Here is a 19235-nt window from a genome sequence, read left to right as displayed (position 1 = left end):
CGCTTATTTATAACTCCTCTCTTTAATGAATGCGACCTAATACATTTGTCACGGTTGATTGTGTCAGATGAATTACCGGCTCGGGGTAAATCCCGAGAAACAAAATTCCAATCACCAGCACAAATAAAATAATATACTGGCCCGCTGATAATTTGCCAATATGTTCTGAAACTGCATTCGGCTTTCCATAAAAAACTTTCTGAACCATCGTCAGCACATACACGGCAGAAAGCACGATACCCAACACAGCAAATACCGCATACCATTTATTTAATCCAAACAAACCATTCAACATCAAAAACTCACTGATGAACGAATTTGAAAGCGGAAGCGCGATGTTTGCAAATGCAATTATAACCAGGAAAATAGCCAGTGATGGGGCTTTTGCGGCAAGCCCGCTCAACTCCGATATTTTTCTTACGCCTGTTTTCTTTTCAACTATATCTACAATGAGCCATAGCGCTAATATGTTGATTCCATGATTTAGCAATTCGAGCATAGCTCCCTGCAATCCCAGGTTTGTACCTGAAAATATAGCAGCGGCAATCAATGCGAGGTGAGCAATGGAAGACCACGCCACAAATTTTTTAAGATCATTTTGATATAATGCGATGCAATTGGCATACAGTAATCCAAATATGCAAAGTATAATTATGAAATTATCATACCTGGCCACTGCTTCAGGAAATACGGGAAGCAGCCATCTTATCATCCCGAACAAACCCATCTTAACCATTACGCTACTCATCGTCATGGTAGCTGCATAGTTAGATTGTTCGTATGCAAAAGGCTGCCATGTATGGAACGGGAACAACGGGATTTTTACAGCGAATGCTAAAAAGAATAACCAAAAAATCCATTGCTGCTGTGAGGAAGATAATGTGGCTTTATAAAATGCATTTATCGAAAAAGAATGTGCTGAGTCGGTAGATACAGAGGGCGCATGCAAATAGACATAGATAATCCCAATCAACATAAGCAGTGAACCTGTGAACGTGTAAACAAAAAATTTAAACGTAGCCTGAACTCTTTTTTCTTCTCCCCACCGGCTGCATAAAAAATAGAAGGGAATCAATGCTAATTCCCAAAAGAAATAAAATAAAAGTGCGTCTGTGGCAACAAATACGCCTATCATGCCCGCCTGTGCGAACAACAGCAATCCGAAAAATGCATTGGGGTTTTTATGTTCATTTTTACCTATAGCCAAAAATATCAGCGGAAATGCCAATGAGGTCAAAAATGTAAGCAGGAAGCCCATCCCGTCGAGCCCTACCGCGAAACTTGAACCAATATAGGGCATCCATACATAAGAGACGTTGTTAAAATAAAAGTATTCAGGATGATGAGCTACATCTGTATAAAATAAACTAATGACAGATACAGCGAGAGAAAGAAGTGAAGAAATAATGGCAAACGTTTTAACGCTTTTTCCATTATTAATAAAGAAAGCTATCAGCCCTGTCACAAAAGGTATCCAAATCAACAATTCAGGAAAAGTATAGTATGTACCCAGCATCAATATTATTTTGTAAACAATTGAATAATAAAAAAGATCAATAAACCGATTACCATTAACAGAAGATAGGAACCAACCTGGCCGCTTTGCAATAACCTTAGCTGACGGCTTCCATAATTAACTGATTTGCCGACGCCGTTCACAATGCCATCAATTCCTTTTTTATCAAAAATATTGTTTAAAAAGGCTGACAGCGAATGATAAGGCCGCACGAAAACTGCATCATAAATCTCATCCACATAAAATTTGCTGCTGATGATTTTTCCCAACCCACTTTCAGGAGCAGGAGTTAAATAATTTTTGAATTTATTATATGCCCAAATGGAAACAATGATGACCAATACCGAAGAAACGACCAATAAAATCCATTCAGTTTGATGTGGCAATTCAGCTACAGAAACATATTTTTTGGATTGCTCAAAAACTGGTGAAAGAAAATTATTAATCACATTTCCATCCTTTACAAAACTCTGTGGAATTCCAAGAAAGCCGCCTATAGCGGAAAGAACAGCAAGAATAATTAAAGGCACCGTCATGGTAGGAGGACTTTCATGAATGTGATGTTCCTGTTCTTCGGTTCCCCTGAATTTCCCCTTAAAAGTCATTGCTAACAATCGGAACATATAAAAAGCCGTGAGCAAAGAACCTGCAACGCCCAGGATATACAATACAGGATTTTGGGAATATGCAGCAGCTAAGATTTCATCTTTAGAAAAGAATCCTGCAAAAGGCGGTATACCCGCAATGGCAAGGCAGGCGATAAAAAATGTGACATAGGTAATTTTCATCCTTTTGCCTAAGCCTCCCATCTTTGTGATATCTTGTTCGCCACTCATAGCGTGAATAACTGAACCTGCTGCGAGAAATAAAAGCGCTTTGAAGAATGCATGTGTCATCACGTGGAAAACGGACGCTGAAAATGCGCCAACTCCTAAGCCTAAAAACATATATCCCAACTGGCTTACAGTAGAGTATGCCAAAACCTTTTTAATATCATTTTGCTTAAGAGCGATAATTGCAGCGAAGATGGCAGTGGCTAACCCAATACCGGCAACCACACCCATGGTGGTTGGGGCAAGTGCGTATAAAATATTGCTTCTTGCAATCATATAAATTCCGGCGGTTACCATGGTAGCAGCATGAATCAAAGCAGAGACAGGCGTTGGTCCTGCCATGGCATCCGGCAGCCAGGTGTATAAAGGTATTTGTGCGCTTTTGCCAATAGCCCCTATAAAGAATAATAAAGAGATACCCACGATTTCCGGAGAATTGACAGTGGATAAGCCTGAGATAAATCCATTTTCAGGATTATATAAATCGTGATAGGATACTGTACCGAATATTGAAACCAGCCAAAATATGGCGAGCAAAAAACCCATATCACCAACCCGGTTCATTATAAAAGCCTTTCTTCCTGCATTGTTGTTGTCATGGTCTTTAAACCAATATCCAATCAGGAGGTAGGATGCCAGCGCTACGCCCTCCCAACCGATGTACATTATTACATAGTTGCCACCCAAAACCAGGATAAGCATTGCAAACACAAATAAGTTTAGGAAAGAAAAATATCTTCCAAAGCCTGATTGGGTTTCGTCTTTCATGTAGGAAATGGAATAAACATGAATTAAAAAGCCAACCCCTGTAATGATCAGAAGAAAAATTGCGGTTAGCTGATCTACATCAAATTCAAACGGAATATGCAATTTGGCTACACTGATAAACGTAAAATAGGAAATGTTTTTGGGAGTAAATCCTTCTACAGAAACAGCAGAAAAAACCCAAATGCTGAGGCAGAAGGAAATGAAAATCACAAGGCTGCCAATAAAACCCGTAACTGACTTTGGCAATACATTTCTTCCAAGGCCGGTAATAAGGCACCCGAGAAGCGGAAGAAGAGGTACTAAATAAATAAGTTGAATTGCATCCATAAACCAACTGCACCAGCATTTAAAAATTAAAAATATTTTTCGCTTCAGCGATATGCAAACTAATTTTAGTTTTTTAACCTGTTTAAAAAATTAATATCGATAGACCGCGTATTTCTAAATAGCATAACAATTATAGCCAGGCCTACACTCACTTCCGCGGCTGCCAATATCATAATGAAGAATACAAAAATTTGTGCGCTTGAGGCCATAGAGGCCCCAAATGCGTTAGGAACGGCCATGTGCATTTTTGAAAATGCCACCAGTAACAGATTTACCGAATTCAACATTAATTCTATACACATAAAAACAATAATGGAATTGCGCCTCGTTAATGCACCAATAATGCCGATGCAAAAAAGAATGGCTGATAAAAATATATACCACTTAATTTCCATAATTACAGTTTTACATACAAACCAACACCCATGTTATTGCTTGCCGGTCCGATTGAAAAAATATCTCTTATTTTTTTTACGGCAATACCGTTAAAAATGTCTACAGCTTTATAGGATGCGCCTTTCGTCAAAAATTTAATTATCAGCCCTGTCCCAATTGCTGAAATTCCTGAATAAAGTGCGCCGTTATAATCATTTGATTTTACTGAATTGTCCAGTTTACTTGCAAGGCTGTATACTGCGATTGCTCCGCCCGCATAGGCCGCCACTTTGTAAATAGTACGTCCTGTTTTAAAAGTTTTAAAGAGCCGGTTCACCTCCTCATTTTGCTTTAATCCAAGGATTTCCTGCACTTTAGCTATTTTTTCAATCGGGGTTTTACCAAGTGAAAATTTGGGAGCAAACCCTTTTTGAACATGAACTACCTTTCCGATTAAATCTTTCAAATCTAGATTGTTGAGATCAATTTGTGCAAATGATTTTGAACCAAACAACAAAGCTGAAAACAGAAATAAAACGATTAGCCTTGTGCTCATGCCTTTTTTTGTTTTACTGCGTCCTTTTTACCAATTAATATTGCTCCTACGATTGCGCTCAAAAACAATACGCTACTTATTTCGAAAGGAACCACATAATTATTAAAAAGGGTTTTCCCCAAATTTTCAGTGAGGCCAATACCTGTGCCTTGCTTCATCACGATATTTACATTTTCAGAATGGGCCAGTGCTGCTACCAAAACAATCATTAGGGTAAGGCCTGAAATGACACCGGCCATTTTCAAATAGACATTTTTGACAGGCTCGGTCTCAGCGTTCAAATTAATCATCATAATAACAAAGAGAAACAATACCATGATAGCTCCTGCATAGACTATAATATTTACGATCGCGAGGAACTGTGCATTCATCAGAATGTAATGGCCTGAAATAGCAAAAAAGACTATGATAAGCGACAATACGCTGTATATTGGATTTTTGCAGGCAACTACTCCAATAGCGCCACTTACAGCTAAAGCTGTGAGGAACCAGAAGAGAATTTTAGTAATTTCCATTTATCAATTTTCTTATTGCCTTCTAAAAAAGCAATGGTAATTCAATTTATTGGCTGGTTTTATTTTATTTCACATCAATGATTGGAACAAAATAAAAAATTTACTTTTTTATAGGTTTACTGTTTTTATTTGGTACCACCCTGAGCTAAGAAATCAAAATTTCAATTTCCATCTGATTATATTACCGTTCGTTACCATGTCCCTGCGGATTATTAATTCTGCTTCCTCTTGCTTTTGCAAATCCTTCCGGATCTGTTTTAGGATCGGGTATTAATAAATCTTCCTTACCGTAAATAAAGCCGTTTCTATTATAGTTAGAAGGTGCAAAAGTCTCAGTTAAATACACCGCATCTTTCGGACACGCCTCTTCACACAACCCGCAAAAAATGCATCTTAGCATATTGATTTCATACTTAGCCGCATATTTTTCTTCGCGGTATAAATGCTCCTCTCCCGGCTTTCTTTCAGCACATTCCATAGTGATTGCTTCTGCGGGGCAGGCTAACGCACACAAGCCACATGCAGTACAGTTTTCGCGCCCTTCTTCATCCCTGTTTAAAATTTGCAACCCTCTAAATACCGGGCTAAATGGCCTTACCTGCTCCGGGTAACTGATAGTAGCTTTTCTTTTAAAAAAATGCCTCAGTGTAATCACCATTCCTTTAAAAACGGCCGGCAAATAAATGCGCTCCCAAAGACTCATTTTATGTCTGTCTACCGGTTTTAATCTGTTAGTTAGTGCTTCCATTTTAATAATATTTTTCCTTCAAAATCACCACACCTGCTGCAAAAGTATCGTTAAGTTTTAAAAATGCCAGTGATTTTGTTTTAATAAAATTAATGCGCCCGTTACCAACATATTTAAGATTGATAAAGGCAGCAATATTTTCCAGCCAAGGTTCATTAACTGGTCGTACCTGAATCTTGGAACTGTCCATCGTACCCACATAAATAGAAATATAAACAATGATATTTTGATAAACAAAACAATTCCCTGGATAATCGCGAGCCAATTTGCACCAAGGGTTTGCATCAAATGTGCATCATTAAAAAACGGGATATCATATCCACCAAAATAAAGTGTCGTCATCACTGCACCGCTCAGGAACATGTTTACGTATTCTGCAAACAAATAAAATCCCAGCTTCATGGAGGAATATTCTGCATGATAACCGCCCATTAACTCATTTTCCGCTTCCGGCAAATCAAAGGGAGTGCGGTTGGTTTCTGCAAAGGCGCAAATCAAAAAAATCAGGAAACCAAGAGGTTGTTTAAAAATATTCCAAGTGCCATCTTTTTGTTGATGAACCATTTCTCCGAGGTTAAGCGTTCCGGTCAGCAATAGTAAGGCTATCAGCGCAATTCCAAGAGCCAGTTCGTAGCTAATTATTTGAGAGGCAGCGCGCATAGCACCTAATAATGAAAACTTGTTATTACTTGCCCATCCACCAATCATAATTCCATACACACCAAGACTTAAAACCCCAAAAATATACAGGATGCCAATGTTGATATCCGCTATCTGCAGAGAAACATTGCGCCCCAAAATATGCATATAATTTCCCCACGGAATCACTGCACTTACCATGATAGCCGTAAGCATCGCAAGAATGGGCCCAAGGATAAACAGGAATTTGGAAGAAAAGCTGGGTACAATTTCTTCCTTAAAAAAAAGTTTCATACCGTCAGCCAAAGGCTGTAATATCCCGAATGGGCCAGCCCTGTTAGGGCCTCTCCTATCCTGCATAAAAGCTGCCACCTTTCTTTCGGCGTAAGTAGAGTACATAGCAACTACAAGAGATACACTTACAACAATTACAATTAAAACAAGCTTCTCAATAAATAATGCCCAATCAATGCTGAGAAATATATGGTTGTAATACATATTGCGAAACTTATTTAATTATGGTTTTTTGTGATCATTAATTGCTAATCTTTCAGCCGGGGTTTCTTCTATTTCCTTTTCGATGTCCTTTTCAATAAATGTCGTGGAGGTAGCAGGCCCTGGCAAAAGGCTGAGTTTAATATCAGAAGGATTCACCTGGCTAATGTTCTTAATATCCATTAATAACATAGGGCTTCTTCCAAAAAGTACTTTATTTAAAGGGTCGGGCGGTACTTGTTTTTTAACGTAATGGTTTGTTGATATAACAGAATGCCTCTTCACTTTGGTAGGGCCTTCAATTACCCAATCAGAAGTTTTTTTCTTTTCAAAACGGCATGTGTTGCATATCCATCCCGGCTTGCCATCGTAGCGTTGAACCTCGCCCCAGGGATCCATACGCGTGGTAACTTTAAAAACTTCTTCGCCACGTCGCCACAAAGTAACCTTGCCGCAACATTTATCGCAATCCCGATGCGCATCCATGGGTTTCAAAAACCATATCCTGTTTTTAAACCTGGCAGTGCGGTCAGTGAGTGCCCCAACCGGGCAAACATCAATTACATTTCCGCTGAAATCATTTTCAATAGCTTTAGAAATATAAGTGGAAATTTCTGAAGAGTCGCCCCGTAATAAAATACCATGACTTCTTGAGTCGGTGATTTGGTCAGCTACCATCAGGCAGCGATAGCATAATATGCAGCGAGTCATGTGAAGCTGGATATATGGACCAATATCTTCCCTCACAAAGGTTCTTCTCTTAAATTCATACCTGGTTCCCACAATTCCATGGTCGTAACTTAAATCCTGCAAAGGACATTCTCCCGCCTGGTCGCAAATAGGGCAATCCAACGGATGGTTGATTAATAAATATTCTACAATGCCCTTTCTTGCATCGAGCGCTTTTTCGCTGGTCACATTTTTCACTATCATTCCGTCCATCACCTCTGTCCTGCATGAAGCTACCAATTTTGGCATTGGTCGTGGGTCTTTGGTGGAACCCGCAGCAACTTCTACCAGGCATGTCCGGCATTTACCCCCGCTCCCTTCTAATGAACTGTAATAGCACATCGTGGGCGGTGCCACGGAAGGGCCGATTTTGCGCGCAGCATTTAAAATAGTGGTCCCTTTAGGAACTTCTATGGTGATGCCATCTATCGTTATTTTAAATAATTCCGGTTTTTGTTCGTCAGCCATTTTTTTAATTTTTTAACCCAAATTTTGGCAAAATAAATTTTTCAAATTTTAATGCAGTTTGCAATGCATCTTTAGCATTTTCTAAAGTCTCATCTTCAAAATCACCCGGATAACGGCTTTCCCGATAATCTACGCTCAGTGAATTTAAATCAGGCTTAAAGCCTGCGAAATCTTCATCTATTTTTCACATAATTTACATAAAATAAGTAAATCATGTGTCTAAATGATTTTACTATTGTTAAATGCTTTCAAATATTTTTCTACAGATTGCTGGCAATGGATTACAACAGCGTGGAAAACATATTCTTTATGCAAATGCAAGTCATTGGCCTCTGCAATGTCATTTGCCGCATACTTTATCCAATGCTTGTAATCGTTGCTATCTGACATATAAACTCCTCGATTGTTTTAAAGCTCCATATAAAAATGATTGGGAATTATTTTTCAATTTTTGAAATTCTTTTTCTGAATAAATAAACAGATCTTTTGGGAACAACAACTCATCAGTTGCTGTAAGTAAATTGAGTGAACAAACTTTATTCTTTCGTTCTCCTTCTTCTAAATCTGTATCTATTACAACAATTAAATCTACATCACTATCCTTCGTTTGTTTATTGGCTGCATAACTTCCAAACAATACTACCTTATTTGGATTAATTTCCTTTACAATAGTGTTAACCAAAAGTTTCATTTGTTTTTCTGTTACCATAAAAATTGTTTACGCAGGCACTTCCAACGGATCGGCATAATGCGCCAATCCATAATTTCTAACCAAACACTCTTCAGGGTTTAAAATATGCCATTCAAACTCATCTCTGAAATGCCTGATAGAGGCTGCAACGGGCCATGCCGCTGCGTCTCCAAACGGGCAAATTGTATTTCCTTCTATCCTTCTCTGCACATCCCAAAGCAAATCTATATCCTTCATTTTGCCTCTGCCATGCTCAATATTATAAAAAATCTTTTCCAGCCACCCGGTTCCTTCGCGGCAAGGCGAGCATTGTCCACAACTTTCATGGTGATAAAATCTTGAAATAGTATAAGTATGGCGAACGATACATTGGTCTTCATCCAGAACAATAAATCCTCCCGAACCCATCGAACTTCCTGTTATAAAGCCTCCATCTGCAAGGCTTTCGTAATTCATGAGCCGCGGCTCGCCTTTAGCCGTTTTCAATAACAGATTTGCAGGTAAAATAGGCACTGATGATCCTCCGGGTATGCACGCTTTCAATCTTTTTCCATTGGCAATGCCCCCGCAATATTCATCGCTGTAGATAAATTCTTCAACAGTGATGGTCATATCAATTTCATACACACCTGGCTTGTTAATATTGCCGCATGCCGAAATTAATTTTGTCCCGGTAGATTTTCCAACACCGATTTTTGAATAGGCTTCTCCGCCATCATTGATAATTGGCACCACCGCACAAATTGTTTCCACATTATTAACTACAGTGGGGCATCCCCATACGCCTTTAATTGCCGGAAAGGGCGGTTTGATCCTGGGAAGTCCTCTTTTTCCTTCCAGGCTTTCCAAAAGAGCTGTTTCTTCTCCGCATATATAAGCTCCTGCGCCCCGGTACAGGTAGATGGTACAATCAAAACCGCTACCCAAAATATTCTTCCCTAAGAATCCGTTTTGTTTGGCTTCTTCAATCGCTTGCTGTAAAATATCAGCCACCCAGTCATATTCGCCCCGGATGTATATGTAAGAAATATTGCTTCCGAGCGCATAAGATGAGACAATCATACCCTCAATTAGCAAGTGGGGGATAAATTCCATCAGAAATCGATCCTTAAAAGTGCCGGGTTCACTCTCATCCGCATTGCAAACAAGATACCGTGGAACGCCTTCAGGTTTTGCCAGGAAGCTCCACTTTAACCCGGTCGGAAATCCTGCTCCCCCCCTTCCGCGAAGGCCGCTTTTTTTGACTTCCTCAACAATATCGCCTGTTTGCATTTTTAATGCTTTTTCCACACTTTGATAACCTCCTTCACGACGATATACATCAAAGCCCTTTATACCCGGAATATCAATTTTATCTAATAATAATTTTTTCATACAAAAATTATTTCCTGTTAATTATTTCTTTCACTGTTTTTTCTGCATTCCTCAACTATCTGGTCAATTCTTTCAGGCGTAAGGTGTTCTTTATAATATTTCCCCATCTGCATCATAGGTGCATAGCCGCAGGCGCCAAGGCATTCTACAGTTTTTAAGGTGAACATTCCGTCTTTTGTAGTTTCGCCAACCCCTATGTCAAGTTTCTTTTTTATATAATCAATTATCTGGTCGCTTCCACGAAGCATGCACGGCCCTGTTTGGCACACTTCAAAAGTATATTTGCCGACAGGCGTAAGATTAAACATAGTATAAAAAGACGCAACTTCATAAACTTCGATGGGCTGAAGGTTTAGCAGCGATGCCACATAATCCATCGTATTTACATCCAGCCATCCATATTCTTCCTGTGCCATGTGCAAAACTTCAATAAGAGCACTTTTATGTTTTCCCTCAGGGTAATGGCTTTTTAGCTCATTTACCTTGTCTAATTTTTCCTGTGAAAATTGTACACTCATTTACTTTCCTTATTTCTTTTTTTAAGCATTTCAATATCTGCAATGTCCTGTGAGCGTGCGGATTTCTGTTTCACTATCAAAAGTTCGTTATAACCAATAAAATTTACAGGAACATGCTCAAAAGTCACTATTTTTTTATTATTCCACGCTTCTTCAAAATTAACTCCATCAAGATCATTTAAAATGTCGATTCTTAAGGGAGGAAACCCCAATTGAGTTACTAAATCTTTTTTTAAAAAATCCTCTTTATCTAATTTTAAAGAACCAAAACCAAATTCATTAATAACAGAAATCATTTTTGAAGCATTTAATTCCGACATTTCAATACACACATCGATATCTTTTGTTGATCTTGGATGACCGTGAATACTAACGGCATATCCACCAATCACTAAATACCTTACTTCATGTTTATTACACAACTCTACAAAATCAAGAATATCTTTTTCAAGCTTAATCTTCCTCTTCATATCTATTTCTTTTCGAAACTACCTTCTTTATTCTTTTTCCTGTATTCCCAAAAAAAATACTCCTAAGCTCAATTAATTCCTGCAATCTTTCTTCGGCAGATGCGTTTGCCCAATATTCATCATCTGCCTTCTCAGCCTCTGCGAAAGTTACTTTTTTTACAACCAATTTTATTTTTCTCTGTTTTTCCATTTTACAATTTAAAATTGCATTGTTCTCATCCTGATAACTTTTTGTTCATCAATTTTCTCACGCATCCAACTCCCCTGCAATCAAATTCAAACTACTCATAGTTATTATCGCATCACTTAATAGCTGTCCTTTGGTCAATTCAGAATAAGCCTGGTAATAAATGAAACAAGGCCTTCTGAAATGAAGCCGGTAAGGAGACCGGCCACCATCAGTGATTAAATAAAATCCCAATTCGCCATTAGCTGCTTCAATGCATGAATAAACTTCCGCCACCGGTATTTTGGTTTCGCCCATTATTATCTTAAAGTGATAAATAAGCGCTTCCATTTTAGAATATACATCTTTCTTGTCAGGAAGATAATATTCAGGTACATCAGCATGAAAAATTTCGGCTTCTGCTCCTTTGAATTCCTGAACTTTTTGATAAGCTTGCTTAATGATTTCCAGGCTCTGCCACATCTCCTGGTCGCGTACCAAAAACCTGTCATAACAATCTCCGGTAGAGCCCACCGGGATGGTAAAATCAAAATCCCCGTAGCTGCTGTAAGGCGTATGAATTCTTACATCATAATCTACTCCCGCTGCCCGAAGATTGGGTCCGGTAAAACCATAGTTCAACGCCCTTTCTGCTGAAATAGGCCCTACGCCTTTTGTACGATCAATAAAAATGCGGTTGCGAATAAACAGATCATTAAATTCTTTTAATACCCCCGGCCATTCTTTTATAAACTTCTCCAGTTTTTCAAATGCCTGGGGTGTGAAGTTTCTTTCAAAACCGCCTATTCTGCCCATATTAGTTGTAAGCCGCGAGCCGCAGATTTCTTCATAAATTTCGTAAATAAGTTCGCGGTATTGCATTACATACAAAAATCCAGAGAATGCCCCCGAATCCACACCAACTATGGAATTACAAATCAGGTGATCTGATATCCGTGATAATTCCATGATAATAATCCGCAAATAATCAACACGCTTCGGGGTTTTGATTCCTAATAGTTTTTCGCACGTGATGTGCCAGCCCATATTATTCAGCGGTGCGGAACAATAATTTAGTCTGTCAGTAAGCGTTGTAATCTGGTAAGGCGTTCTGAATTCGGCAATTTTCTCAAATGCCCTGTGAATGTAACCAACTGTTTGTTCTGCACTTACAATTGTTTCGCCATCTAATTCTATCACATTTTGAAATACGCCGTGAGTAGCAGGGTGAGTTGGCCCCAGGTTTATGGTAGTAGTTTGCTTTTCAACATTTCCTTCAGGTAAGGTAACGTGTTCATTCATGATTTTAATTTTTAGCACACTCTCTGCAAAAGTTCATTCTTTTTTACTTTTCGTAATTTTTACTAACGTACTCCTGCCGCAAATTTAATATGGCCATTATAACTCCCATTCCAACTAATATATATTTGGCTGTGTTGTCAGGAAAAAACAAAGAGTATATTAAGATAAAAATTATCATCACATTCCTAATCACTAAGTGATTGCTCGTAAAAATTATTTTCATGCTATAATATTCATTCAGCCATTTTGCTGTCAAAATAAAAAGTTACTTATTTGTTGCTTCACTATTTTATCCGGCTAACATATTAAGTAACAAATGCGGGAGTACGTCCTTCCCTGCCGAACATCTCATTGTCTTTATCTGTTCTCTTTTGATCTTCCAGCGGATATTCTTTCCTAAGTGGAAAATATTCCATCTCGTCAATGTTCAAAATTCTTTTTAAGTTCGGATGGCCAACAAAATTCACCCCGAAAAAATCATAAGTTTCCCGCTCCATCCAATTGGCAGCAGAATACAATGCCGTAGCGCTGAAAACGTCAGGTTTGGAAATGGGCGTATATATTTTATACCGCAGCCTGATATTTTCTTTCAAATTATGTAAATGATATACGACAGCCAACTCTTTACCTGCATTATCCGGGTAGTGAACCGCACACAAATCGGTAAGAAAACGAAATTGCAAAGTGCTTTCATCATATAAAAATTGCAGCACTTTAAGATTCAGGTTTTTATCTGAACTAAAGGAAAGCATTCCGTAAGGTTCTTCCCAGGAAGTTAGTTCTTCACCGAATTTCTCTATTAATTTTTCCCTGATTATCTCGTTCGTTAAAGCCATAACTACATTTTGTAATGGTTCTTTATTTATTGAATCCCATAAGTTTCCATCAACTCTTTATATTGATCCGAATGTCTTCTCCTTAAATCTTCGTGCCCTACAAGCTCCTGTACACGCAGGATTCCGTCAATTACAGCTTCCGGGCGCGGAGGGCAGCCGGGCACATATACATCCACGGGGATCACCTGGTCGATACCCTGAAGCACTGAATAGGTATCAAATATGCCTCCACTACTGGCGCAGGCACCCATTGCCAACACCCAACGCGGCTCTGCCATTTGCAAATAAACCTGCTTAACTACGGGCGCCATTTTCTTCGCAATAGTACCTATCACCATTAAAAGGTCACACTGGCGTGGCGTAAAGCTGACTCTTTCAGAACCAAACCTGGCCAGATCGTAATGAGACGCCATAAGCGCCATAAATTCAATGCCGCAACAACTTGTAGCAAACGGCAAAGGCCAGATTGAATTTTTTCTTGCTAACCCAACGATGTCGCTGAGCTTTGAGGAAAAATATCCCTGGCCCTCATATCCCTCGGGAGAAGAAACAATTGAAATTGGTTTTTCCAGTGGTTTGTTGGTTATATTATATTGAACAGGACGTGCCATAATTTCTTTAATTAGCCAATTAGCTAATCAGCTTATTTGCTAATTAGCTAACTTCATTTTTTGAAATATATTTTTTTATAGACTCTTCCATTTCACATTTTCAACATTAGCACATTAGCTAATTATCACATCGTCACATTAACTTTCATCTTCCCAATTTAATCCTCCTTTCTTAATGACATAATAATATCCGGTAAGAAATAAGCCAGTAAACATACAAATTGCACCAAAACCCCTCCAGCCCAATTCCCTGAAATTTACAGCATAAGGATAGAAGAAAATTACTTCTACATCAAACAAAACAAACAAGATAGCTACAAGAAAATATTTAACCGCAATGGGTTTTCTTGCATTACCTTTTATTTCAATCCCGCCTTCAAAGTTGATCAGCTTATCCGAAGTTTTTCTTTTAGGCCCAAGCACGCTGGTGCCGTAAATCATCAGCGATAAAAGTCCCAAAGCAAATATTAACTGAATGCCGATTGGTAGATAATTGGAGGTGCTGTTCACGGCCTGGATCTGTAACAAATTGTATATCAAAACTTGAAGTTTAATGTTGCAAAAGTAAGATAGCTCTGCCAATAATCCATGACAGAAATCATATCGCAGTTTTTAATTGTCAAATTGAAAGATTTTTCTAATTAGTCATGGCTGCATAAACAAAAAACTTCCGGCTGGCGGAAGTTTTTTTAATTCAAAAGAATAAAATATTATTTCTTAGTATCGGCTGCAGGCTTTTGGGCTTTATCGGCCGCTGATTTTTGCTGCTTTTGTACGGTGTCCAAAGCTTCCTTCGTTTTTAAAGCGGTTGCATCTGTAGGTTCTATCTCAAGAATCTTATTATTATACATAATTGCAGAATCAACCTGGTGCTGAATATTATAATAATAAGCCACCATATATCTTAAAGATGGCACTAGCTTATCTTTTATGGAAGCCTTATCCTGGGTAGTATCTGCAATGGCAATCACTTTTTCATAAAGAGGCTTAGCCATTCCTGTTTCTGCTGTATCAATTCCTTCTACAGCATGTCCGCCCAAATACCAGCCATAAGCATCTTCAGGGTATTTTTGCTGATATAATTTAAAAACAGAATCTGCGGTTACGTAATTCTGACCGAGTAAATCATTGTATCCTGCATAAAAAAGATCTGTTTTACCGTAGCTGCTGTCAAGTTGCAAAACTCTCCCAAACCATTTTCCCGCCTCTGCATATTTTTTGGCATTTGCCAGGTTTTGCGCGACGTCTTTAGCATATTTGATTTTGTTAGCCTTTAACGTATCCAGCTCAATCGCTTTGTTAATATAACTTATGCCCGCGGCTTCCTGCCCTGGAATTTTTAATAATATCTCGCCATAAGTTTTATAATCGTTAGGACCGATTTTATCAGGATTTGCTACAGAGAAAAATTGTTCAAATGCTGCTTTTGCCTTCAGTGAATCGCCCATTTCATTGTATGCGTAACCTTTCAAACCGTATAAATTTGGATCAGATTTATTGCCGGTAGAATCGATACACGCATCTGCCTGTGTAATTGATTCCTGGTATTTTTTCGATACAAATAATAAAGACGCTTTTGCATAACAGTTTCTTGAATCGTTGTCTGCATTTGCAATGTATTTGTTCAGATATTCGGCGGCTTTGTTTACGTCACGTGTGTAATAATAAGAATACAACCAATAATAAACCGGTGCATAAGCGGGGTCTGCTTTGATTGCATCTTGATAATATCTCATGTAGATAGGCTCCTGGCCATATCCCTGGGTTTCAAAAATTCTACCGATGTAAAAGTTGGCCATGGCATCAGAAGGATCAAGGGATAAGGCAGTCTGGAAATTTGAAGTTGCGTTTCCTCCATCATGAAGTTTCCAATAGCCAAGCCCGATTTCATTATAGATTTCCGCATTTTTTTTATCTCTTTCTGCGGCTTCCTTTAATTTTTCAATGCCATACATAATATCGCCACCTTTCGGTTCAATATTAGCTCTTCCCACCGCATATAATATGTCCGGAAGATTTCTCTTTTTGGTATTGTCGATGGCGGTTTCAAATTTGTTTTTCGCAGCATCTTTGTTTCCTTCCATAATGTCAATCTGCCCCATGCCTATCATGAGCAAGGCATCATTTGGATTGGCCTGAAGAGTTTTTTGATACAAATCCTTGGCAGCCGCTGTATCCACATAGGGCCGGTCTTCGTCAAGATAAGTCTGGCCGAGCCAGTAGGCCGCTTCTGTATTCTTAGGATCTTTCGCCAGGATTTGCTTAAAAACATCCTCTGCACTTTGATACCTCTCACGGGCCAATAATTTTCTTCCGTCGCTAACGCTTTGAGCAAACAAGAAATTAGCCATTAAAATTAAAGATGCAACAAGTCCGATTTTTTTCATTTTTTCAAATTTTACTTTTTATAATTACTGGTTTTGATTTCGAATCTATTCGTTGTTCGCCTTGCGTATGGTGAAATTCATTTTTGCCGGAGCAAGATAAGCCCTGCTAAATATCAATTGCCCCCGTTCATATTCCAGGAAAGTAGCAAAGCCGCTTCCCAGTCCATTATAATTTTCTTTTAAAATATAATACAAACCGCGTACCATTGGGTATCTTTTTAAAATAATGTTTGCCTGGTAAGGTTGAATATAAGATTCTTCAGGGCAGGAACATTTAATAGAAGCTATCCTTACTTTATTAAGAAAAGATAACTGGCTGCTATCCTCGGGATTCCCAATCCAGCTTACGCCTACAAAACCCAAAACTCCCGTATGAGTAGAAACATAATCAATTACCTGCTGGCTTCCATCTTCTGCAAAAACTTTTTTAGGATCCAAAGGTTTTCCCCTTAAAATAGAATCTACCGCAAACCTCACAGTGCTGGTCTCTTTCAGACCATCAAAAACGGCGAGTGTTGTATCGCCGGTACTTCCGTCTAATATGCCCCTAATCTGCTCCATAGTAAGCAATGAATCTTTTGACTCACGATTTTCTATCACGGCAATAGCATCATTGGCTACCTTAGACCATGTGGGCGAATAACTTAAACTATCCTTATAAAATTTTTCTTCTTCGGGAGTAAGCCCACGCGTAACAATTATCATGTGGGTGCTATCTTTTATCAAATCTTTGAAACATTCTGCTTCCGGTTTATATTCGGCAATGATTTTTGCCTTAGGATATAATGCTTCAAAAACTTTGATTTGAGAATCAATAACCGGCTTAAAACTTTCATCTACGCTGATATGAATAGTTCCACTGCTTGGCGTATCTAAATCGGTTCTTTTACTTTGATGGCAACTTATAAAAAAAATAGAAAAAAGCGCTATCAGAGAACCGGCAATTATTGAAATCCTTATATTCTTCCTAATCATCATTCCTTGAAATATTTTTTTTTGAGTCCGCGGTATATTCTCCAGCTTCCGTAGATAATAACCATCACAGCAAAAATCTTTGCAAGAATTCCAACTGTAAAAACACTTTGAAAATTAAACTGCTTAGCCAATAAAATTACGACTCCTACTCCTACGTAAATAATTCCCATACCCAAATCAGTAATAGTCCTCATCAAAACATACCGCTTGGTTTTTGTATCAGGCGTGTTTTCGAATTCTTCCAAACTCATATCACTTTTTTTTGACAAACGGCAAGATATAATAAAATGGAGAAATTCCCACACTTTACACGCTCCTGCTATTTTTAATTTCGTTTAAAATAAAGATGCCTATAATTTTTATGGCGATGCAATAAAACTGTTAAACTTACTTTCCTTAAAAGATGCATAATCACTCAATTTCCATATTTCGGCTTCTCATGCAATAATGGGATCGCTTCGCCCCCGAAAGGACAAACAATAAACATTCCAACAATTAAATAATAGTTTTGCCAAAAAGAAAATCAGCCGGAAAGAATATTATGAAGCCATCATTACCACAGGGAACACGCGACTTTGGGGCAGATACCCTGCGCAGAAGAAAATATATCACAGATACCATTAAAAATATTTTCGAGCTATACGGTTTTGACCCGTTAGAAACTCCATCACTGGAAAACCTGGAAACGCTGATGGGTAAATATGGAGAAGAAGGAGATAAACTGATTTTTAAAATTTTAAATAATGGATTAGACAATCCCTCAAAAAGAGCACAGGCGGTACTGAATTTTGAACATGTGCTGGCAGGAAAAAACAATAAGCAAATTACTGAAAGGGCCTTGCGGTATGATCTCACCATCCCGTTTGCACGATACGTGGCGATGAATTTTGGAAAACTTACTCTGCCATTTAAACGCTACCAGATACAACCTGTGTGGCGCGCCGACAGGCCGCAAAAGGGCCGCTACAGAGAATTCCTGCAGTGTGATGCAGATATAGCGGGTACGCACTCCCTGATAAGTGATACCGAGCTAACAGAAATTTATATAGATGTGTTTAAGAAATTAAAGCTTCCGGTAGATTTAAAAATAAACAACAGAAAAATTCTTGCTGCGCTGGCTGAAGTTACCCAGTCAACAGATAAATTAAACGAACTGACGATAGCGATCGATAAGCTTGAAAAAATAGGAATCAGCAAAGTAAAGGAAGAGCTTTCTGCAGCAGGCTTTTCTGAAAAAAATATGTCAGTCATTGAAAATTATGTGTCGCTTAATGGTACAAACCATGAAAAATTAGACCGCGTGAAAGAAATTGTGGGCGCCACTGATTCGGGAAAAAAAGGAATTGAAGAATTAGAATTTATACTCAGTTATCTCAATAGTTCTTTAAGCGAAGACAGTAAAGCAACAATTAAAGTAGATTTTACTTTAGCCCGCGGATTAAATTATTATACCGGAACTATTTACGAAGTGAAAGCAAAAAATGTACAGATGGGAAGCATTGGCGGCGGAGGCCGGTATGATAATCTAACGGGTTTATTCGGCGTTCCGGGTGTACCCGGCGTTGGCATTAGCTTTGGGCTTGACCGGATTTATGATGTGTTGGAAGAACTAAATCTTTTCCCGGAAAATATATATGAGCCCACGCAGGTATTGTTTTTTAACCTTGGAAAAGAAGAAAGCAAAAACGCGTATCAATTAATGCAGCAACTGCGGCGCAACGATATAAAATGCGAACTGTTTTATGAGGATTCAAAAATGGAAAAACAATTTAAATATGCGACCAGAAAAAATATCGGTTATGCGGTTATCATCGGTTCAAAAGAGATGCAGGACAAAAGCTGCGTGATAAAAAATCTTGAGAAAGGAACCCAGGAAACAATTGCCCAGAATGATTTATTTAAATACTTAACCGCAGCATTCCTTCGGTTCTGATGT

At 38.5% G+C, this 19235-nt stretch carries 22 protein-coding genes; 1 reads left to right on the top strand and 21 read right to left on the bottom strand.

What is annotated here, in order from left to right; translation table 11 throughout:
- Window positions 1-22: 22 nt before the first annotated feature.
- From EFY79_RS09305 to EFY79_RS09205, 21 genes are all read right to left on the bottom strand, one after another.
- A complete protein-coding gene (locus EFY79_RS09305) occupies window positions 23-1516 on the bottom strand; it encodes a complex I subunit 4 family protein (protein ID WP_123120428.1) in 1494 nt (497 codons plus the stop codon).
- A 5-nt stretch (window positions 1517-1521) separates the two neighbouring features.
- Window positions 1522-3444: an NADH-quinone oxidoreductase subunit L gene (gene nuoL / locus EFY79_RS09300; protein ID WP_123120427.1), complete on the bottom strand. Its 1923-nt coding sequence runs from the start codon at window positions 3442-3444 to the stop codon at window positions 1522-1524.
- Window positions 3445-3509: 65 nt separating this feature from the next.
- Entirely contained in the window at window positions 3510-3839 is a 330-nt protein-coding gene (nuoK, locus tag EFY79_RS09295) for an NADH-quinone oxidoreductase subunit NuoK (protein WP_123120426.1), read from the bottom strand.
- Between the two features lie 2 nt (window positions 3840-3841).
- The gene (locus EFY79_RS09290) at window positions 3842-4375 is read right to left on the bottom strand and encodes a hypothetical protein (RefSeq protein WP_123120425.1); all 534 of its coding nucleotides are present in this window, start codon (window positions 4373-4375) and stop codon (window positions 3842-3844) included.
- The gene (locus EFY79_RS09285; RefSeq protein ID WP_123120424.1) at window positions 4372-4890 is read right to left on the bottom strand and encodes an NADH-quinone oxidoreductase subunit J family protein; all 519 of its coding nucleotides are present in this window, start codon (window positions 4888-4890) and stop codon (window positions 4372-4374) included. Before EFY79_RS09285 ends, EFY79_RS09290 begins: the two co-directional genes overlap by 4 nt.
- Window positions 4891-5071: 181 nt before the next feature.
- Window positions 5072-5638 carry an NADH-quinone oxidoreductase subunit NuoI gene (gene nuoI, locus EFY79_RS09280; RefSeq protein WP_123120423.1) on the bottom strand — a complete coding sequence of 189 codons (567 nt, stop codon included), beginning with the start codon at window positions 5636-5638 and terminating at the stop codon, window positions 5072-5074.
- Window positions 5639-5695: 57 nt separating this feature from the next.
- Window positions 5696-6775, bottom strand: a complete 1080-nt coding sequence (gene nuoH, locus EFY79_RS09275; RefSeq protein ID WP_123120422.1) for an NADH-quinone oxidoreductase subunit NuoH — start codon at window positions 6773-6775, stop codon at window positions 5696-5698.
- Window positions 6776-6793: 18 nt separating this feature from the next.
- A complete protein-coding gene (locus EFY79_RS09270) occupies window positions 6794-7969 on the bottom strand; it encodes a 2Fe-2S iron-sulfur cluster-binding protein (RefSeq protein WP_123120421.1) in 1176 nt (391 codons plus the stop codon).
- Between the two features lie 219 nt (window positions 7970-8188).
- Window positions 8189-8359 carry a HEPN domain-containing protein gene (locus EFY79_RS09265; protein ID WP_123120420.1) on the bottom strand — a complete coding sequence of 57 codons (171 nt, stop codon included), beginning with the start codon at window positions 8357-8359 and terminating at the stop codon, window positions 8189-8191.
- On the bottom strand, window positions 8349-8678 hold the full coding sequence (locus tag EFY79_RS09260) for a nucleotidyltransferase domain-containing protein (protein ID WP_123120419.1): 330 nt from the start codon (window positions 8676-8678) through the stop codon (window positions 8349-8351). Before EFY79_RS09260 ends, EFY79_RS09265 begins: the two co-directional genes overlap by 11 nt.
- Before the next feature lie 9 nt (window positions 8679-8687).
- Complete coding sequence (gene nuoF, locus EFY79_RS09255; protein WP_123120418.1) at window positions 8688-10034, bottom strand: NADH-quinone oxidoreductase subunit NuoF; 1347 nt, start codon at window positions 10032-10034, stop codon at window positions 8688-8690.
- 17 nt (window positions 10035-10051) lie between these two features.
- The gene (gene nuoE / locus EFY79_RS09250; RefSeq protein ID WP_123120417.1) at window positions 10052-10552 is read right to left on the bottom strand and encodes an NADH-quinone oxidoreductase subunit NuoE; all 501 of its coding nucleotides are present in this window, start codon (window positions 10550-10552) and stop codon (window positions 10052-10054) included.
- Window positions 10549-11022, bottom strand: a complete 474-nt coding sequence (locus EFY79_RS09245) for a nucleotidyltransferase (RefSeq protein ID WP_123120416.1) — start codon at window positions 11020-11022, stop codon at window positions 10549-10551. Before EFY79_RS09245 ends, nuoE begins: the two co-directional genes overlap by 4 nt.
- A complete protein-coding gene (locus EFY79_RS09240) occupies window positions 11006-11212 on the bottom strand; it encodes a hypothetical protein (protein ID WP_123120415.1) in 207 nt (68 codons plus the stop codon). Before EFY79_RS09240 ends, EFY79_RS09245 begins: the two co-directional genes overlap by 17 nt.
- Window positions 11213-11269: 57 nt before the next feature.
- Entirely contained in the window at window positions 11270-12490 is a 1221-nt protein-coding gene (locus tag EFY79_RS09235) for an NADH-quinone oxidoreductase subunit D (protein ID WP_123120414.1), read from the bottom strand.
- 305 nt (window positions 12491-12795) lie between these two features.
- Window positions 12796-13326, bottom strand: a complete 531-nt coding sequence (locus EFY79_RS09230) for an NADH-quinone oxidoreductase subunit C (protein ID WP_123120413.1) — start codon at window positions 13324-13326, stop codon at window positions 12796-12798.
- 26 nt (window positions 13327-13352) lie between these two features.
- Window positions 13353-13937: an NADH-quinone oxidoreductase subunit B gene (locus EFY79_RS09225; protein WP_123120412.1), complete on the bottom strand. Its 585-nt coding sequence runs from the start codon at window positions 13935-13937 to the stop codon at window positions 13353-13355.
- A gap of 138 nt (window positions 13938-14075) precedes the next feature.
- The gene (locus tag EFY79_RS09220) at window positions 14076-14477 is read right to left on the bottom strand and encodes an NADH-quinone oxidoreductase subunit A (RefSeq protein WP_233577967.1); all 402 of its coding nucleotides are present in this window, start codon (window positions 14475-14477) and stop codon (window positions 14076-14078) included.
- A 170-nt stretch (window positions 14478-14647) separates the two neighbouring features.
- The gene (locus tag EFY79_RS09215; RefSeq protein WP_123120411.1) at window positions 14648-16324 is read right to left on the bottom strand and encodes a tetratricopeptide repeat protein; all 1677 of its coding nucleotides are present in this window, start codon (window positions 16322-16324) and stop codon (window positions 14648-14650) included.
- A gap of 45 nt (window positions 16325-16369) precedes the next feature.
- The gene (locus tag EFY79_RS09210) at window positions 16370-17302 is read right to left on the bottom strand and encodes a PstS family phosphate ABC transporter substrate-binding protein (RefSeq protein WP_123120410.1); all 933 of its coding nucleotides are present in this window, start codon (window positions 17300-17302) and stop codon (window positions 16370-16372) included.
- Complete coding sequence (locus tag EFY79_RS09205; RefSeq protein WP_148041891.1) at window positions 17299-17550, bottom strand: hypothetical protein; 252 nt, start codon at window positions 17548-17550, stop codon at window positions 17299-17301. The genes EFY79_RS09210 and EFY79_RS09205 overlap by 4 nt, the downstream gene beginning before the upstream one ends.
- Window positions 17551-17807: 257 nt before the next feature.
- Between EFY79_RS09205 and hisS the strand changes: the two genes are divergently transcribed.
- The gene (gene hisS / locus EFY79_RS09200; protein WP_233577966.1) at window positions 17808-19232 is read left to right on the top strand and encodes a histidine--tRNA ligase; all 1425 of its coding nucleotides are present in this window, start codon (window positions 17808-17810) and stop codon (window positions 19230-19232) included.
- Window positions 19233-19235 lie beyond the last annotated feature (3 nt).

Source organism: Hanamia caeni, assembly GCF_003721595.1.
In the GTDB taxonomy this organism is placed as follows: Bacteria; Bacteroidota; Bacteroidia; order Chitinophagales; family Chitinophagaceae; genus Ginsengibacter; species Ginsengibacter caeni.
Note: the sequence above shows the minus strand (reverse complement) of the source record. Positions and strands in the feature narration are given on the sequence as shown.

Bases quoted from the DNA above. Each gene is read 5' to 3' on its own strand.
- EFY79_RS09305 (WP_123120428.1), bottom strand. From the start codon at position 1,516: ATGCTGGGTACATACTATACTTTTCCTGAATTGTTGATTTGGATACCT.
- nuoL (WP_123120427.1), bottom strand. From the start codon at position 3,444: ATGGATGCAATTCAACTTATTTATTTAGTACCTCTTCTTCCGCTTCTC.
- nuoK (WP_123120426.1), bottom strand. From the start codon at position 3,839: ATGGAAATTAAGTGGTATATATTTTTATCAGCCATTCTTTTTTGCATC.
- EFY79_RS09290 (WP_123120425.1), bottom strand. From the start codon at position 4,375: ATGAGCACAAGGCTAATCGTTTTATTTCTGTTTTCAGCTTTGTTGTTT.
- EFY79_RS09285 (WP_123120424.1), bottom strand. From the start codon at position 4,890: ATGGAAATTACTAAAATTCTCTTCTGGTTCCTCACAGCTTTAGCTGTA.
- nuoI (WP_123120423.1), bottom strand. From the start codon at position 5,638: ATGGAAGCACTAACTAACAGATTAAAACCGGTAGACAGACATAAAATG.
- nuoH (WP_123120422.1), bottom strand. From the start codon at position 6,775: ATGTATTACAACCATATATTTCTCAGCATTGATTGGGCATTATTTATT.
- EFY79_RS09270 (WP_123120421.1), bottom strand. From the start codon at position 7,969: ATGGCTGACGAACAAAAACCGGAATTATTTAAAATAACGATAGATGGC.
- EFY79_RS09265 (WP_123120420.1), bottom strand. From the start codon at position 8,359: ATGTCAGATAGCAACGATTACAAGCATTGGATAAAGTATGCGGCAAAT.
- EFY79_RS09260 (WP_123120419.1), bottom strand. From the start codon at position 8,678: ATGGTAACAGAAAAACAAATGAAACTTTTGGTTAACACTATTGTAAAG.
- nuoF (WP_123120418.1), bottom strand. From the start codon at position 10,034: ATGAAAAAATTATTATTAGATAAAATTGATATTCCGGGTATAAAGGGC.
- nuoE (WP_123120417.1), bottom strand. From the start codon at position 10,552: ATGAGTGTACAATTTTCACAGGAAAAATTAGACAAGGTAAATGAGCTA.
- EFY79_RS09245 (WP_123120416.1), bottom strand. From the start codon at position 11,022: ATGAAGAGGAAGATTAAGCTTGAAAAAGATATTCTTGATTTTGTAGAG.
- EFY79_RS09240 (WP_123120415.1), bottom strand. From the start codon at position 11,212: ATGGAAAAACAGAGAAAAATAAAATTGGTTGTAAAAAAAGTAACTTTC.
- EFY79_RS09235 (WP_123120414.1), bottom strand. From the start codon at position 12,490: ATGAATGAACACGTTACCTTACCTGAAGGAAATGTTGAAAAGCAAACT.
- EFY79_RS09230 (WP_123120413.1), bottom strand. From the start codon at position 13,326: ATGGCTTTAACGAACGAGATAATCAGGGAAAAATTAATAGAGAAATTC.
- EFY79_RS09225 (WP_123120412.1), bottom strand. From the start codon at position 13,937: ATGGCACGTCCTGTTCAATATAATATAACCAACAAACCACTGGAAAAA.
- EFY79_RS09215 (WP_123120411.1), bottom strand. From the start codon at position 16,324: ATGAAAAAAATCGGACTTGTTGCATCTTTAATTTTAATGGCTAATTTC.
- EFY79_RS09210 (WP_123120410.1), bottom strand. From the start codon at position 17,302: ATGATGATTAGGAAGAATATAAGGATTTCAATAATTGCCGGTTCTCTG.
- EFY79_RS09205 (WP_148041891.1), bottom strand. From the start codon at position 17,550: ATGAGTTTGGAAGAATTCGAAAACACGCCTGATACAAAAACCAAGCGG.